General features: G+C 41.0%; 12 protein-coding genes. 10 read left to right on the forward strand and 2 right to left on the reverse strand.

Annotated features, from left to right (window positions below):
* The first annotated feature begins 7 nt into the window (after positions 1-7).
* Positions 8-1,885: a hypothetical protein gene (locus tag EJ103_RS06905; RefSeq protein ID WP_126006688.1), complete on the forward strand. Its 1,878-nt coding sequence runs from the start codon at positions 8-10 to the stop codon at positions 1,883-1,885.
* A 103-nt stretch (positions 1,886-1,988) separates the two neighbouring features.
* On the opposite strand, the gene glp is transcribed toward EJ103_RS06905, so the two are convergent.
* Positions 1,989-3,203, reverse strand: a complete 1,215-nt coding sequence (gene glp, locus EJ103_RS06910; protein WP_126006690.1) for a gephyrin-like molybdotransferase Glp — start codon at positions 3,201-3,203, stop codon at positions 1,989-1,991.
* A 47-nt stretch (positions 3,204-3,250) separates the two neighbouring features.
* Here glp and modA point away from each other — a divergent pair, with 47 nt between their 5' ends.
* From modA to EJ103_RS06925, 3 genes are read left to right on the forward strand one after another with little or no spacing between them, the layout of a single operon-like run.
* On the forward strand, positions 3,251-4,003 hold the full coding sequence (gene modA, locus EJ103_RS06915) for a molybdate ABC transporter substrate-binding protein (protein WP_126006692.1): 753 nt from the start codon (positions 3,251-3,253) through the stop codon (positions 4,001-4,003).
* Positions 3,990-4,676: a molybdate ABC transporter permease subunit gene (gene modB / locus EJ103_RS06920; RefSeq protein ID WP_126006693.1), complete on the forward strand. Its 687-nt coding sequence runs from the start codon at positions 3,990-3,992 to the stop codon at positions 4,674-4,676. Before modA ends, modB begins: the two co-directional genes overlap by 14 nt.
* Complete coding sequence (locus EJ103_RS06925) at positions 4,669-5,706, forward strand: ATP-binding cassette domain-containing protein (RefSeq protein ID WP_126006695.1); 1,038 nt, start codon at positions 4,669-4,671, stop codon at positions 5,704-5,706. The genes modB and EJ103_RS06925 overlap by 8 nt, the downstream gene beginning before the upstream one ends.
* 37 nt (positions 5,707-5,743) lie before the next feature.
* Here EJ103_RS06925 and moeB read toward each other — a convergent pair whose 3' ends face one another.
* Complete coding sequence (gene moeB, locus EJ103_RS06930) at positions 5,744-6,502, reverse strand: molybdopterin-synthase adenylyltransferase MoeB (RefSeq protein WP_126006697.1); 759 nt, start codon at positions 6,500-6,502, stop codon at positions 5,744-5,746.
* Positions 6,503-6,788: 286 nt separating this feature from the next.
* Between moeB and EJ103_RS06935 the strand changes: the two genes are divergently transcribed.
* The 6 genes from EJ103_RS06935 to moaA all read left to right on the forward strand — a co-directional run bounded on the left by EJ103_RS06935 (position 6,789) and on the right by moaA (position 16,669).
* Positions 6,789-8,258, forward strand: coding sequence for a NarK family nitrate/nitrite MFS transporter (locus EJ103_RS06935; protein WP_126006699.1), 1,470 nt, complete (start codon positions 6,789-6,791; stop codon positions 8,256-8,258).
* Positions 8,259-8,271: 13 nt separating this feature from the next.
* The gene (locus EJ103_RS06940) at positions 8,272-10,011 is read left to right on the forward strand and encodes a bifunctional protein-serine/threonine kinase/phosphatase (RefSeq protein ID WP_126006701.1); all 1,740 of its coding nucleotides are present in this window, start codon (positions 8,272-8,274) and stop codon (positions 10,009-10,011) included.
* A 9-nt stretch (positions 10,012-10,020) separates the two neighbouring features.
* Positions 10,021-11,214, forward strand: a complete 1,194-nt coding sequence (locus EJ103_RS06945) for an alginate export family protein (RefSeq protein WP_126006703.1) — start codon at positions 10,021-10,023, stop codon at positions 11,212-11,214.
* A gap of 228 nt (positions 11,215-11,442) precedes the next feature.
* Positions 11,443-12,969, forward strand: a complete 1,527-nt coding sequence (locus EJ103_RS06950) for an FAD-dependent oxidoreductase (RefSeq protein WP_126006705.1) — start codon at positions 11,443-11,445, stop codon at positions 12,967-12,969.
* 21 nt (positions 12,970-12,990) lie between these two features.
* Entirely contained in the window at positions 12,991-15,681 is a 2,691-nt protein-coding gene (locus EJ103_RS06955) for a nitrate reductase (protein ID WP_126006707.1), read from the forward strand.
* 16 nt (positions 15,682-15,697) lie between these two features.
* Positions 15,698-16,669 (forward strand): GTP 3',8-cyclase MoaA, encoded by a 972-nt coding sequence (gene moaA, locus EJ103_RS06960; protein ID WP_126006709.1) that lies wholly within the window; start codon positions 15,698-15,700, stop codon positions 16,667-16,669.
* Position 16,670: the final 1 nt, after the last annotated feature.

Genomic DNA, 16,670 nt, shown 5'->3' on the forward strand with positions numbered 1-16,670 from the left:
AATGAAGATGTTAAAAAAACTTTTACCTTTGTCAGTTACTCTAGCGCTTAGTGGCTGCGGTGGCTCTTCAAATGACAGTAGTGACGAAGCGGTTGAAATAAGCGTAGCATCTACCTCTACCGTAAATTTTTATGTACCTCAGTGGCAATCAGCCAAAGGTACGCTTAATCAATTAGACAGCCAAGGCAATGTGGTTGAGTCTGTCGCGGTCGAAAACATAAATACCGCCAGCGTGAGTGTATCGCCTCTTAATTTTTATACATTTGAATTTATACCTGACGATAGCGCCTTGCCATGCCCACGCTTTACAGGCTGCGGCAGAACGCTTCGCGGCGATGTAAACGATATAAACGAAAACCGTTTAATTGATTTTGAAGAGATAACTGGCGTTAATTTAAACTATGCCGCCCGTGCCTATGTTGCGCCAGGCGTTAATGAGGTGTTTTTCTCGCCATTGAGCACCGCAATTACGAATGCAAATGTTGACGCGACCCTTGCAAGTTTATCTGCGAGTCCTTTTTATCAGCTTACACATAGTAGCTTGAGTAATACACTAGAGGCAGAAATCGTTGCTAACGCATTTACGTATAGCGCTATCATCGCTGGTGTGTCTGTTGAAGGATTTGATTTAGCCACTGCATTTGATGATTTTATCACCCAGCAGGATGATACAAGTGCTTGGCAAACTTACAGCAGTTTAGCAGATCAATACATCGCAGATAACCTTTACAGTGAACAAGGTAATGGTTTAATTCAAAGTGTAGCCGGGCAGGTTAAGCAAACTATTGCGAGTGTGGCTAGTTATAACAATTGGCAGCAAAAAGTTGAAACTGAGCAAGCATTAGAGTCACGCGAATTACTCGAAAATATAAGAGATGCGCTAGGTGTTATTCGCTTACAGGACACAACCTACGCTGATGATTTAGACGCGAAGCTTGAACAACTAGAAAGCGCACTTGATGATGATACGCAGCAAACTATTACTGTGCTTGCTGAGGTGATTAATGAGGTACTCATAAATTACTCTCCACTTGCAGAAGTATCTGCGAGCGAAGGGCAGTACACGTTACGTAATCTTGATATTAGCTATTCAACCTCACCCTACGAATGGCTAATTACCGGTACCTATGAAGGCCTCCCAGTAAATATAGACATGTCTATCCCCACATTTAGAATAAGCGGTGTACTTGGTGATAAAATAGAAGGGGTAATGAGCGCTTCTGTTATTAATGGCGATACGCGCTTAGATGTAGATGTAAGTGAACTGCTGGTGGAATTTGATGGGGTAAGTGAGCAAAGTGAATTATTACCCGATGCACAAACTGGCATTGCTAATATTACCACTGACGTAGTTATTGCTAAGCAATCAGGCGAGCTTACTGGTGAGATATCATTAGATCTAAATCGATTTGTTACTGCGTTTGCACAGGAAGTTACGTCTTTATCTGCCTTTGATTTTGCTGGCCAATATCAAAGTGATATTCAAACTACGCCTTTCCATATTACAGCATTAGAAGCTTCGCCACTGACGGGTGAGGAAAACGATGATTTAATGTTTGGCCTAGAACTGGCTCTGCCATTAGGTGGTGCGAGTGACTTTAGCTTAGCGTATGTAGGTGATGTTATTGATTTATCGCAGCTTACTAGTAGTGATGTATTTATTAGCGTAAAGCAAAAAGCCTTAGATTTACGCATTAGAGAAGTAAATAGCAATATTAGTTTAACCGCAAAAGGTGAAAACGGTCGCTGGCTTGATGTAAAACAAGCTGGCAGCAACTACAGCGGTGGCTTGTACTTAGGCGATACAAAAATTGCGGATGTAACCGCAGTACGTGGTATTCCTGGGGTATTATTTCCTAATGGAGATTTTGAGTCGTTATTTTAATAGCGGTTTAAACCTAAACTTAAGCCCAGCAAGTTGCACATACTTGCTGGGCTTTTTTATTACTCGTGCTTATATACTACCTAACTAAGCAAATTGGCATAAGTTATAGTAGCTCTATTTCTACGGTTTCGTCTTTTGCAATATTGCCACTTTCTGCGGGCACCACAATAAGGCAGTTAGCGTGGCTAAGCGATGAGAGTACCCCCGAACCTTGCTTATTTATAGGCGTTACCAACAGGTTATTGTTTCCGTCGGTACTGGCAATACCGCGTTGAAAGTCGGTACGGCCGGGGCGCTTTTTAATCAGCGCTGTGGTGGTTGCTTTTAAACGTAACTTAGCAGTATGTTCATTTCCTGAAAGCTTTGTAAGGGCTGGCTTTACAAGTCGCTCAAGCGTAACAGCTGCCGATACGGGGTTACCTGGTAAACCAAAAAAGTAGCTGTTAGGTAATTTACCAAAAGCAAAGGGTTTGCCCGGTTTCATGGCAATTTTCCAAAAATGGATATCGCCAATTTCATTTAATACTTCTTTAGTAAAATCGGCTTCACCAACCGATACACCACCAGAGCTTATTACGGCATCGGCTTGCTCGTTTGCTTTTAAAAACGTGTTTTTAATGAGCGTTTTATCATCGGCAATTATCCCAAAATCAATCACTTCTATACTGTTATCATTAAGCTCGCTTAATATAACAGCGCGATTACTTTCATAAATAGCTCCTGCAGGAAGTGCATTGCCAGGCTCTATAAGTTCATCCCCTGTAGAAAAAACCGCGACCTTTAGTGTTTCATATACACTTACTTGGTTAATACCAATAGAGGCAAGTAAGCCTACATCTACCGCTTTTAGTTTTCTGCCCGCTTTAAAAACAACACTATTTTTTGCAATGTCTTCACCTGCAAAGCGCACATTATTATTGAGCTCAATATGACCTGTAAACGATATTTTGTCGTTATCTACGCTGGCGTTTTCTTGCATAACTACCGCATTAGCGCCAGGGGGCAGGGCAGCGCCGGTCATAATTCTAACGCATTGCCCAGGTGTTAAGGTGTTTTTAAAGGTTTGCCCAGCAAATACACTGCCTACTTGCTGATAAGTTGTTAGCCCTTCGCTTAGGCAAAGTGCATAGCCATCCATTGCCGAATTATCGTGAGCAGGCACATTTATATTGGATTTAATATCGTTTGCTAAAACACGGCCAACACTGTGCATTATTGAAATGGTTTCTGCGGCTTTATCAAAGTTAATAGCGCTTAGCATGTTACTAATTGCGGTTTCTACTGGTAATAAACCAGGTGCATTGCATACATCGTTCATATATATTGTTTTTTATAATGTGTCTGATTTTTAAAACAATACTTATAATGTTAAAGCTTTACAATACATGGTGTGGTTATTTGTTATTACTGTTAGTGGTATTTAGCAATCCTCTCAACGCAAAAGAAACGCTGCACATAGCCGTTGCGAGCAATTTTAAACCTGTGCTGCAAACGCTGGTAACTAACCCAGCCCTGAAAAATATTAATATTAAAATATCAGCTGCTTCTAGCGGCGTATTGCACTCACAAATTATGCATGGTGCACCGTACGATATTTTTTTATCAGCCGACGCTGCACGCCCACACGCACTGATCAAAGACGGCTTTGCACTTAAAAATAGCTTAACCACCTATGCGATAGGTTTATTAGCGCTGTGGCAGCCAAGCAACTCAGTTATTAATCATAAATTAGCCATTGCTAATCCAAGGTTTTCGCCATATGGGCAATCATCGGCGCATTATGTTAAAAACTATATAAAAACACCGTATGAATTTGTGTATGCAAATAATATTACCCATGCGTTTCAATTTGTAGAAACAGGCAATGCCGCTAAAGGCTTGGTCGCGCTATCTACGTTAAAGTCGGCGTATCGCAAAACTAAAAATAAAAAATATTTAAATTACACGCTTATCGAATCTGAAAAATACCCTGAAATAACGCAGCAAGGCGTTATCATAAGCGCTACTAAGCATTTAACGGCAGCTAAAAAATTTATGGCTTTTTTAAATGCCCCCTCAACCGCAAAAACATTATTAGAGCTTGGTTATAAAGCAAAGGAAAGTGATGTTAGCAAGTGATGTAACAGCGCTGTGGCTTACAATTAAACTTGCCTTTATAACGGCTGCTATTTTGTTGATTATATGCATTCCGCTTGCATGGCAGCTAGCCAGTTACAAAGGCAAATTTAAGCCTATATTAGAAGCACTAATAGCAATGCCTTTGGTGCTGCCGCCTACGCTAATGGGCTTTTATTTATTGGTATTGTTTTCACCTACTCATGCGTTTGGCCAGTTTTGGTTTTGGCTCACGGGTACGCAGCTCGCGTTTAGTTTTCAAGGGGTGGTTATTGGTTCGTTATTTTACTCTCTCCCTTTTGTGATGCAGCCATTACTAGCGGGCTTTAAACAAATAAATACTACTTATAATCAAGCTGCTATTGCCTTAGGAATAAGTCCATTTAAGCGTTTTATGTATTTAACGTTACCGCTATTAAAGCCAAGCATAGGCAGTGCCTTTGCACTGGGCTTTGCCCATACATTGGGAGAATTTGGTTTAGTGCTAATGATTGGTGGCAATATACAAGGCGAAACCCAAGTGGTGTCTATTGCGTTGTACGACCATGTAGAGTCGCTTAATTATGGGGCTGCGCACCAATTGTCGTTGGTATTGCTAGCAATCTCGTTTGCGTGTTTAGTGTTGTTGTTTAAATTTAATAAAACCGTGATAAACGGAGCTGCTAATCGTGCTTAAAATACAGTGTCATCAACGTTTGGACGATTTTGAATTACATGTTGATTTAGCTATAAATCAATTTGATATTTTAGGGGTGTTTGGCCCTTCGGGCTCTGGCAAATCGAGCTTATTACAGGCGATAGCGGGGCTTACGACGGCGCAAAATGTGTGTATAAATAATCATAATATTACTCATTTAAAGCCCGATAAACGCCTGCTTACTTTACAGCTGCAGTCGTGCCCGTTATTTCCACATTTAAATGTAATGGGTAATTTACTGTTTACTCACAAGCATTGTAAAAATAAAAGTAACAACCTAACGCCTGATCAGGTAATTGATTTATTAGCACTAAGCCCATTACTAAATCGTGATGTGTCGGGGCTTTCGGGCGGGGAGCGCCAGCGCGTAATTTTTGCAAGAACACTACTAAGTGGGCAATCTGTTGTTTTACTTGATGAGCCATTTAGCGCCTTAGATTGGTCAACGCGTTTTACTATGTTGGGGGCTATTCAGCAACTTAATAAATCCCATGGTATTAAATTTATTATTGTCAGCCACTCTTTAAAAGAGCTACTTTATTGCAGCGATACATTACTTCATATAGCGAAAGGCAACGTGCTCCAGTGCGGTGCAACACAAGAAGTGGTGCAAAGTATTTATACAAATAAGAGCCAAACGCCACTTAGTATACTTAGTTATAGTAAGCCTGAATTTAATGAGGCTTTTGGTCTTTACCAGCTTACTCTTAGTAATAGCCAACAGCATTTATATGCAGTGCCTTCGCTGGTAAAACAAAACCATAAGTTAATTATAGAAAGCAGCCAAATAGCCTACAGCAAAGTAAAACAAATTAACGAGAGCAGTGCAAACGTGCTAAAAGGTATGCTTGAAAATGCCCAGCAGCTTGATGAGCAATGGCTGCTAACTGTTAATGTAGATACGCAATTACTGTATTGCGCGGTGTCTAAAAGGCAATGGCAGCAAAGTGCTGTAAACCTAGGCGAGCAGATTTACTTGACAATAAATAACCTAGAAACGCTAAATTAGGCTTTTAAAAGCAGTCATGTATTTACCATGTACTAAATTAAGCGCTGCAAACAGGGCAGTGCTTATTTTTAACAATGTTAAAACGGTTAAACTCCATACTCAAACCATCTACAAGTAATAGCTGCTCGGTGAGTTTACTAGGCAGTCCTGCAATAATTTTAAGTGCTTCAGCCGCTTGAATACTACCAATAAGCCCTACAATAGGTGAGAGCACGCCTGACTCTGAACAGCTTTGAGTTTGTTCGCCAAAGAGCTGTGACACACAGCCATAGCAATGGCTATTAGGCGCCATTGTAAAGCAAGCTACTTGTCCCTCTAACCTTATGGCAGAGCCCGAAATCAAGGGCGTACGGGTGTTATAGCAGACGCTGTTGAGCAAATTACGTGTTGCTAAGTTATCAGTGCAGTCAATAACTACATCTACTTTGCTAAGTAATTGTTCAAGGTGCGAATTTTCATTTAAAAATTCATCAATAGTATGGATCTCTATTTCATCATTTAACTGGGTTAACTGTTTTCTTGCACTGTGGGTTTTTAAGCACCCAACATCACTTTGTTTATAGAGCACCTGCCTTTGCAAGTTAGTTGCATCAACCACATCGTTATCAACAAGCGTTAAAGTACCTACGCCCGATGCCGCTAAGTACTGCGCAACTGGGCAACCTAATCCACCTAACCCCACAATAAGAGCATGACTTTGCCATATTTTTTCTTGTCCATCTATATCTAGCTGAGGAAGCATAATATGGCGAGAATAGCGTAATTGCTGCTGATACGTTAAAGGGGGTTTTTGCATTAATGAGTTCTCATAATTTTTTTTAACAATACCAATTAGTTAAAACCTAGAGCAAGTAAAGCTTAAAAATTCTTTGCACTGTTTACGCCCAACAAAGCTGCTTAAATAGTGCAAAGCGAAATAAACATTAATTCCTAAAAATATAAGTGACTGAAAAACCTACCTATTAATTGTTGGCTTAGTAATTGCTGAAAGCGGTTAACGTTAATTTAACAATCGTCGCAGTGTTATTACTACCAAAGTCGTACTCACTGCTTAAAATAATAATCGTTACAAGGAAAAAAACATGCAACCGAGTTCTGGGTTTAATCTCATATCGTTTAGCGGGAAAATGAAAATACTACATTTAAGCTGGATGGTGTTTTTTATCTCTTTTTTTGTATGGTTTAACCATGCTCCATTATTAGGGGCAATAGCGGGCTCGCTAGGTATAACTATGGCACAGGTAAAAACGCTGCTCATTTTAAATGTGGCCTTAACCATTCCCGCACGTGTTGTTGTTGGCATGCTAACCGATAAGTTTGGCCCGCGTATTGTTTATGCCGCTTTACTTATTTTATGTAGCATACCGTGTTTTATGTTTGCTATGGCCACCACGTTTGAGCAAGCCGCTATCGCGCGTTTTGCACTAGGCTTTATTGGTGCAGGCTTTGTAGTGGGCATTCGTATGGTGAGCGAATGGTTCCCAGCTAATGAGCTTGGTACAGCAGAAGGTATTTATGGTGGCTGGGGTAATTTTGGCTCGGCTGCCGCTGCCATGTTACTACCTGTATTAGCGCTTATGTTTGGCGGTGACGATGGCTGGCGCTATGCCGTTGGTTTAACGGGCGTACTTAGCGTTATTTTTGGTGTTATTTGGTACATAAACGTAACCGATACACCAAAAGGGGGGACGTACTTTAAGCCTAAAAAAGTAGGCGCAATGGAAGTAACCAGTAAAGGTGACTTTGTATTATTGCTTATTATGAAATTACCTATGTATGGCGCACTGGCTTTACTTACTTGGAAGTTGTCTCCTACAGGCGCTAATTTAATTTCTGCCAATTTTGTTTTAGCCGTTTATGCATTTTTAGTGCTGTTATACGCTTACGAGGTATATAAAACCTTTAATATAAACGGACATATATTTAAACAACCCGTGCCAGAATCACACCGCTACGAATTTAAACAAGTAGCTGTACTTAATATTTTATATTTTACCACCTTTGGCTCAGAGCTGGCCGTTGTATCTATGCTGCCATTATTTTTCATGGAAGTGTTTGGCCTAGATATGGTGTACGCAGGTTTACTGGCCTCTGCTTATGCGTTTATGAATTTAGCCTCGCGCCCAGGTGGTGGTTGGATCTCAGATAGAATGGGTCGTCGTAAAACACTTATTGTCCTTACCTCAGGGTTAGCTGTTGGCTACTTTGTTATGGGATTAGTTGACGCTAGCTGGCCACTTTGGCTTGCAGTAGCTGCTGCCATGGCGTGTTCGTTCTTTGTGCAAGCAGGGGAAGGCGCTGTATTTGCCGCTGTGCCACTTATTAAACGCCGCTTAACAGGGCAAATTGCAGGTATGACAGGCGCTTACGGTAACGTTGGCGCGGTGGTGTATTTAACGGCGCTCTCATTAGTGGATTACCAAACTTTCTTTATGATTATTGCTGCCAGTGCATTGTTAGGTTTAGGGGCGTTATTTTTCATGAAAGAGCCAGATGGGCACATGACAGAAGTAAACGAAGATGGCTCTGTTGAACTTATTTCAGTGACTTAAGGCAGCGTTAACCATGTTTGATGAAACCCAACACGCTCAAGTTCGTAATAATGCGCTAGATGTTTCTTTTGGTGGGCACAGTGCCGCGGGCATAAAAGATGAAAATCAAGATGCGTTTGCTGCTTTAAATACTGAGCACGAACAACAAGAAACAAAAGGCGCTATTGCGTGCTTAGCAGATGGGTGTTCATCGGCTAAAAATGCCAAACAAGCATCGCAGCTCAGTGTTACTCATTTTATAAATGAGTATTTAAATACACCCGACAGCTGGGCGGTCAAAAAATCGGTTTCTAAGGTTTTAGCTAGCTTAAATCAGTGGTTATATTCGCAATCAGTCAACTATAACCACTTAGGGCAACGCCAAGCAGATTGGATGACAACCTTTACGGCGCTTATATTAAAATCAGCTGCGGGGTATATATTTCATTTAGGCGATACTCGCATTACGCGTTTACGCGATAATCAAATGGAAGCGATAACGCGGGATCATAAAGTAAACGATACGCTCACTCGTGCTTTAGGCGCGCAGTCACATCAAGAAATTGATGTTTACGAAGTTGACCTAAAAGCCGGTGATATTTACATACTGACTTGCGATGGTGTGCATGATGTATTGCCTTATAGTGAAATTGCCAACGAAATAAACACCCATAACAACTTAGAGCAGGCAGCAAGTGCCATTACCTCACGGGCTATAGCACAAGGCAGTGATGATAATGTGAGTTGTTTATTAGTGAAGGTAAATAGCATTGCGCAGCAAAATCTAGATGAGCTTTATCAATCGTTAACGCAGCGCAAAATACCACCCGCATTAGAGGTTGGTCAAATAATTGATGGATATACGGTTATTCGTAAAATCAACGAAAGCAGCCGATCTCACATTTATTTGGTACAACAAGCACCTGATGCACCGCCCGTTGTATTAAAGGCACCCTCGGTTAATTTTGAAGACGATATACACTACCTTCAAGGCTTTATACGCGAAGGGTGGGTAGGGCAACGTATTAATCATCCTAATGTAATGAAGGTTTTAAATACGCAATCGCAAAGCCGATTTTTATATCATATTTGCGAGTACATGGACGGACAAACCCTCAGTGACTATAAGCACGACGTCCCTTATTTAGAAATAGCGCAAGTGCGCAGTATTGTAGAGCAAATAGTGCATGCGCTAAGGGCATTTCAGCGATTAGATATGGTACATCGTGATTTAAAGCTCGATAACGTGATGATAGATGCTCACGGTAAAGTTACGTTAATTGATTACGGTACTGTAAGTGTTGCGGCTATGGATGAGTCGGTTAAGCAAATAGCCGATGACTGCCCGCAAGGGACTATAGATTATACGGCTCCTGAAACACTTATTTCGCTGCATGCCGATTTTAAAAGCGATATGTTTTCGCTTGGGGTGATTGCTTATGAGTTATTGTGCTCGAAGCTGCCTTATAAAACATTACCGGCAAGTCATACCCCTATTGATTACAGCCACTGGCAATACACAAGTATTCGCAAGTACCGAGCCGATATACCCTTTTGGTTAGATCAGGCTTTAATGAAAGCACTTGCGCCAAAACCAGCGCTCAGATACCAGGCATTTTCTGAGTTTTTAACAGATATTAGTAAACCTAATCCACATTTACAGAGCTCAGCCAACAAAATTTCAATAATGAAACGCGATCCAGTATTACTCTGGAAGAGCATTTCGCTGTGTTTATTTATCATTTTATTGTGCGTGCTCATAATTAAAAACTAAGAGACCAACATGTTAAATTATAAAAATAACTTACCTATTATTTTAATGATAGGGTGCATTGCTGCGCCTTCAATTAGTGTTGCAGCGCAAACCGACCTTAATTTTAGGTTGCGTTATGAAAGTGCAGAGCAAGATAACGCACTAAAAGATGCCAGTAGCTTAACGCTGCGTACACGCCTTACTCATAAAACGGATGAAGTGAATGGCTTTTCTGCTTTATTAGAGGTCGAAGATAGCCGAAGCCTATTAGGTGTAGACGATTACAACAATACGCTGGGTAAAAATACTAATTACTCAGTAATAGCTGACCCTGAAACCACAGAGGTAGATCAGGCTTTTGTTAAATACGCAAAAGATGCGTTATCAATTAAAGTAGGTAGGCAAGTAATAGCGCTTGATGGACAGCGCTTTGTAGGCCACGTTGGCTTTAGGCAAGACAGGCAAACCTTTGATGCTGCAACAGTAAATTACACCTTTAATGATATTAACTTGCACTATAGCTACATAAGTAAGCGCAACCGAATATTTGCCGATAGCAAAGATATTGATGCATCCGATCACCTTATCAATGCAAGCTTTAAAACAAGCCTAGGTAAGGTGGTTTTATACAGCTATTTATTAAGTGACGACGCAATAGATAATGACAGCTTAGATACTTATGGCGTGTCTTTTAATGGTAATAAAACGCTCAGCGATATTAAATTTTACTATAAAGCACAGTACGCCACGCAATCTGCATCAACGAGCATGAGTGATTTTGACGCTGATTATTATGCATTTGAAGGGGGGATAGATTTAGGCGGTTTAGGCATTGAAACCGTTACATTAAAAGCTGGTATTGAGTCACTGGGCTCTGATAACGGCGATTATGGTTTTGCCACGCCGCTTGCCACAATGCATAAATTTAATGGCTGGGCCGATACCTTTTTAGCAACCCCAGCACAAGGGCTTGATGACACTTATGTAAGTTTAAATGGTAAAGCATACGGCGGTAAATGGCTGTTTGCGTATCACAGCTTTGATGCCAACGATAGCGCCAATGGCGTTGATGATTTAGGCACAGAGCTAAACGTACAATACGTAAAGCCTATTAATAAAACCTATGCCGTAGGCGCTAAATATGCCGATTATTCAGCAGGCGATAGCGCTGCAGGCAAAGTCGATACCCAAAAACTGTGGGTATGGGTAAGCGCTAAATTTTAAGTATTTAACCTAAACCCTCGTTATTTAATTTAAAGCGTTACAAGTTGGTGCAATAGCGCCAGCTTGTGGTGCTTTCACTTCTTTTTCACCGTATTAACTTAGTTAAGCTATTGAAATATAATGTTTATATATCTGGCTTGCATATTGCTATAACCAACACATAATAAATTATACATTTAAAGTACCCATTTAAAGTTAAGTGTATTTTAAATCAAACAGGTGATTTTAATGCCAAGCAAGCAGCGTGTTGTAGTTGTCGGAAATGGAATGGTTGGCCATCATTTTGTACAACAGCTAGTATCACAACAAGGTGATACTCAAAATATGGAGATTACCGTACTCAGCGGTGAAGACCGACTTGCTTATGACCGCGTACAGCTTTCGTCTTTTTTTAAAGGTAAAACCGAAGACGATTTAGCACTTACCTGCAGTAAAACCTATCAAGATTGGCAAGTGTGCTTTCATACTCATTCTAAAGTGGTTGATATAAACCGGGATGCAAAAACAGTCACTACTGCAAAAGGCAAAACATTTGAATACGACAAGTTAATATTGGCTACTGGTTCATTTGCATTTGTACCCCCCATTCCAGGTAAAGACCGTGAGCATTGTCTAGTTTACAGAACCATTAACGATTTACACGCCATAAAAAAATCTGCACATGCCAGCAAAGTGGGCGTAGTAATTGGCGGCGGTTTATTAGGGCTTGAAGCAGCCAACGCGTTAAAGCAGCTTGGCTTGCAAACCCATGTAATAGAATTTGCACCACAACTTATGGGCGTACAAATAGATGGTGCTGGTGGTCGATTGCTTAAAAATAAAATTACCGAGCTGGGCGTTACTGTGCATACATCAGTGGCGACAGAGCAAATTATAGAAGGTGAAAACAGCCGTTATAAAATGTGCTTTAAAGGGGGGCAAACCCTAGAAACCGACATGATTGTATTTTCGGCCGGTATTCGCCCATACGATAACCTAGCTCGTGAGTTTAATTTAGAAATAGGTGAGCGCGGCGGCATCGTAATAAACAACCATTGCCAAACGAGTGATAAAAACATATACGCCATAGGCGAATGCGCCCTTTGGAATAACTTTATTTTTGGCCTTGTAGCACCGGGCTACGCGATGGCAAAAGTAGCGGCGGGGCATGTTTTACAACAGCTATCTTCAAACAAAGATTTACACACTACCTCAAACAATTCCTCAAATAGTGCTGATGAATTTAGCGGTGCCGATATGAGTACCAAGCTTAAATTAATGGGTGTTGCAGTAGGCTCAATTGGTGATGCCCATGCACGCAGTGAAGGCGCAATTAGCTATTACTTTGAAGATCAGCCAAACGGTATTTACAAAAAAGTAGTCACTAATGAGCAAGGCAATAAGCTCATAGGTGCTGTACTGGTTGGCGATACCAGTGATTACGATAATTTATTGCAGTATCACTTAAATGGCATTGAGCTTAGTGTGCCGGCAGAATCATTAATAATGCCGCTTGCAGGTGACGCGGGCGAGCTAAGCGCTGATGATTTGCCACAAGATGCCATTATTTGTGCGTGCCACAAAGTGACAAAACACACTATTGAACAAGCGGTTATACAAGGTTGCAGCGATTTAAATAAAGTGCAGCAAGCCACTAAAGCAAGTACGGGTTGTGGAGGCTGTGAAAAACTAGTGCAAAGCGTTATTAGCAGTGCACTTAATAATAAAATAGCCACGTTAACCCCAGTAGATAAGCCTGTATCACAGAGCGCTTAACGCAAATAATAAGAGAGCAGTATGGAAACTTTAAACACATGTGCAAACACACCTTTGCTTAAACAAACCACCTGCGCTTATTGTGGTGTAGGCTGTGGGGTTGATATTTCATTATTAAATAATACCCCAACAAAACTTGAAGGCACGCGCGAGCACCCCGCTAATTTTGGCCGTTTATGTGTTAAAGGCACGCATCTGCTTGACACCATTGGCACTGATAATCGCTTAACATCGCCCCTTATTGATAACGAACCCGCCAGCTGGGATACGGCAACTGACTACGTTGCCAAGAAATTTAACGCCATTATTAAAGAGCATGGACCGGAGTCGGTTGCCTTTTATGTATCAGGGCAGTTACTTACTGAAGATTACTACGTTGCCAATAAATTAATGAAAGGCTACATAGGCTCAGGCAATATAGATACAAACTCAAGGCTGTGTATGTCATCGGCGGTTGCCGGTTATAAACGTGCGTTTGGTGAGGACGTAGTACCATGTACCTACGACGATTTAGAGCAAACGGAGCTACTTATTTTAATTGGCTCAAATGCAGCGTGGACTCACCCGGTGCTTTACCAGCGTATGGAGCGCGCAAAAAGGCTTAATCCAAACATGAAAGTAGTGGTTATCGACCCGCGAAAAACCGATACAGCCGAACTTGCCGATACCTTTTTAAATATAAAACCAGGCAGCGACGGCGCACTTTATAACGGCTTACTTACTTATTTAAGTGAACATAACTATTTAGATACGCAATTTATTAACGCGCATACAAACGGCTTTGAAACAGCGCTTGCAGAGGCGAAAAAGTGGAGTGTAAAAGCGGTAAGTGATTTTTGTGATATCGACGCGCAGCTAGTCAGTGACTTTTACGCCTTATTTGCAAAAAGTCCAACTGCTATTAGTTTTTATTCAATGGGTATTAACCAATCAAGCTCAGGGGTTGATAAGTGTAATGCCATTATAAATGCGCATTTAGCATCGGGTAAATTGCTAAAACCTGGTTGTGGCCCGTTTTCAATAACGGGGCAGCCTAATGCTATGGGTGGGCGTGAAGTAGGGGGCTTGGCAAATCAATTAGCAGCACATTTAGACATTGAAAACGACGCGCACCAACAGTTAGTGCAGCGTTTTTGGCAATCGCCAACAATAGCTAAAAAAGCAGGGTGTAATGCGATTGATATGTTTGATGAAATCGCCAAAGGGAAAATAAAAGCTATTTGGGTAATGGCAACCAACCCGATGGTGAGCCTACCTAATAACGCAGCAATACAACATGCACTTGAGCAATGTGAGCTGGTGGTTGTGTCTGACTGTATTGCTAAAAGTGATACGCTAAAATTTGCTAATGTGGCGTTCCCATCAACCGGATGGGGCGAAAAAAACGGCACAGTGACTAATTCAGAACGCAGAATATCGAGGCAGCGCCCGCTAGTTGAGCCATTTTCGGGGGCTAAAAACGATTGGCAAATAATGTGTTTAGTTGCCCAAAAAATGGGTTTTGAAGGATTTGACTTTACAGACCCCAGTGGCATTTTTGAAGAATGGGCACAACTTACTGATTTTGAAAATAACGGTGATAGGCTATTAAATTTATCAGCCTTAGTAGGGCTTTCGCAGCAGCAATACGATAACTTAAAACCCGTTATGTGGCCGGTACTAAAAAATGAGCCATATAAAAATGGGCAGGTTTTTGTTAATAAACAATTTAGCACCGCAGATAAAAAAGCCCGCTTTATACCTATAACGCCTAAACTTCCTGTGCAGCAAACATCAAGCGATTACCCTTTTGTAATGAACTCAGGGCGAATACGCGACCAATGGCATACAATGAGTCGCACCGGAAAAAGTACAGCCCTTTCTACTCATATAACGCGCCCATACATTGAAATAAACCCCATAGATGCCAGCAAATTAAACATAAAAGCAAACGATTTAATAACCGCCAATGCTAAAACAGGGCAAGTGACGGCTCATGCAAAAGTGACAGAGGCCGTGCGAAAAGGCGAATGTTTTATGCCTATTCACTGGAACAAGCAATTTGCCTCATCCGCTACGGTAAGTGGGCTTTATCAATCGGTTGTTGACCCTATTTCGGGCCAGGCTGAGTGTAAGCATGGTGCTGTTGATTTAGTTAAAGCGCAATTTGCTCAATACATGCAAATTTTTAGCAAAACAGAGCTTAAAATAACCAGTGATTTTTGGCTTAAAGTTAACGCAAGCAAATGTATTAACTACCAGTTAGCGTTCAATGAGCCGCAAAATGATTTGCTTTATTATTGCCAAACACTGACAGGGTTACAAGGGCAGTGGTCGGCAATGGGCAGTGCAAAAGCGATGCATGTTCAATGTATTCAAAACCAGCAGTTAGTGTTTGTTGCAGTTATTTCGCCAGCTAAAAAAGACATATCACTTGAGTGGATAAATCATTTATTTGCAGAGCCTTTAATAACCTTTAGCCAATTACAGTCATTGCTGTATGCCACGCCCGATGAAGAATTTACCCAAGGCGCGCAAGTATGTAGTTGCTTTAAAGTACGTGAGCAACCCATTATAAACGCCATTAAAAGTGGTGAAAATACAGTAGAACAATTGGGGTCTAAACTAAAATGCGGCACTAACTGTGGGTCGTGTAAAACCCAGTTAAGCCAATTAATAAAGCAGCATACTACGCAAAACGCTAACAGTATTGATGTTGCAGTTGAAATGTAAATAAACAAGGAAGCATATGCTTAATGATCAATTTGGTCGGCAGTTTAACTATTTGCGCCTCTCAATTACCGATGTGTGTAACTTTAGTTGCACCTATTGTTTACCAAACGGGTATCAGTGCGATACCCCGCGTAACTTTTTAAATAAAAACGAAATAAACACCTTAGTTAATGCATTTGCTTCACTTGGCACAAAAAAAGTGCGCATTACGGGCGGTGAGCCGTGTTTACGCAGTGACGTAACCGAGATTATAAAGCAATGTAAAAACACCCCAGGCATAGAAAAAGTCGCCATAACAACCAATGGTTTTAACTTATTTAATAAAATTGATGAGTTTTACAGCGCTGGCCTAGATGCGCTAAACATTAGTATAGATAGCTTAAACCCGAGCATGTTTAAATTAATTACAGGACACGACAAGCTAACTCATATTTTAAAAGGGATAGACCGGGCAATTGAGCTGGGCATAAAAGATATAAAAATAAATGCAGTGCTGGCTAAGCAATTTAATAAAAACCAATTAAATGATTTTTTAGACTGGGTAAAACATAAAAAAGTAACGGTACGCTTTATTGAATTAATGGAAACAGGTAATGGTGCCACCTTTTTTGAACAAAATCATTTAAGCGGGCTAAGTGTTAAAACGCAGCTTTTAGCACAAGGTTGGTTACAGGTAGTGAGAGGTAAATTAAACGGCCCTGCAGAGGAGTTTTGTCACCCCGACTTTGAGGGGCGCATTGGCTTAATTATGCCCTACAGTAAAGATTTTTGTAAAAGCTGTAACCGATTAAGAGTATCGTCATTAGGCAAATTACATTTGTGCTTGTTTGCCGAGCAGGGAATAGACTTACGCCCGCATTTAAATGTGCAAGATACGCCAGCCACTGTAAATGCGATTCAAGCAGCAATGGGCAATAAAACCATTAGCCATGAGCTTGATAAGCGCTTAACGGGCGCCACAACCCATTTAGCTATGTTGGGCGGCTAAA

Source organism: Pseudoalteromonas sp. Xi13 (genome assembly GCF_003952205.1).
In the GTDB taxonomy this organism is placed as follows: Bacteria; Pseudomonadota; Gammaproteobacteria; order Enterobacterales; family Alteromonadaceae; genus Pseudoalteromonas; species Pseudoalteromonas atlantica.

Bases quoted from the DNA above. Each gene is read 5' to 3' on its own strand.
- EJ103_RS06905 (WP_126006688.1), top strand. From the start codon at position 8: ATGTTAAAAAAACTTTTACCTTTGTCAGTTACTCTAGCGCTTAGTGGC.
- glp (WP_126006690.1), bottom strand. From the start codon at position 3,203: ATGAACGATGTATGCAATGCACCTGGTTTATTACCAGTAGAAACCGCA.
- modA (WP_126006692.1), top strand. From the start codon at position 3,251: ATGTTAAAGCTTTACAATACATGGTGTGGTTATTTGTTATTACTGTTA.
- modB (WP_126006693.1), top strand. From the start codon at position 3,990: ATGTTAGCAAGTGATGTAACAGCGCTGTGGCTTACAATTAAACTTGCC.
- moeB (WP_126006697.1), bottom strand. From the start codon at position 6,502: ATGCAAAAACCCCCTTTAACGTATCAGCAGCAATTACGCTATTCTCGC.
- EJ103_RS06935 (WP_126006699.1), top strand. From the start codon at position 6,789: ATGCAACCGAGTTCTGGGTTTAATCTCATATCGTTTAGCGGGAAAATG.
- EJ103_RS06940 (WP_126006701.1), top strand. From the start codon at position 8,272: ATGTTTGATGAAACCCAACACGCTCAAGTTCGTAATAATGCGCTAGAT.
- EJ103_RS06945 (WP_126006703.1), top strand. From the start codon at position 10,021: ATGTTAAATTATAAAAATAACTTACCTATTATTTTAATGATAGGGTGC.
- EJ103_RS06950 (WP_126006705.1), top strand. From the start codon at position 11,443: ATGCCAAGCAAGCAGCGTGTTGTAGTTGTCGGAAATGGAATGGTTGGC.
- EJ103_RS06955 (WP_126006707.1), top strand. From the start codon at position 12,991: ATGGAAACTTTAAACACATGTGCAAACACACCTTTGCTTAAACAAACC.
- moaA (WP_126006709.1), top strand. From the start codon at position 15,698: ATGCTTAATGATCAATTTGGTCGGCAGTTTAACTATTTGCGCCTCTCA.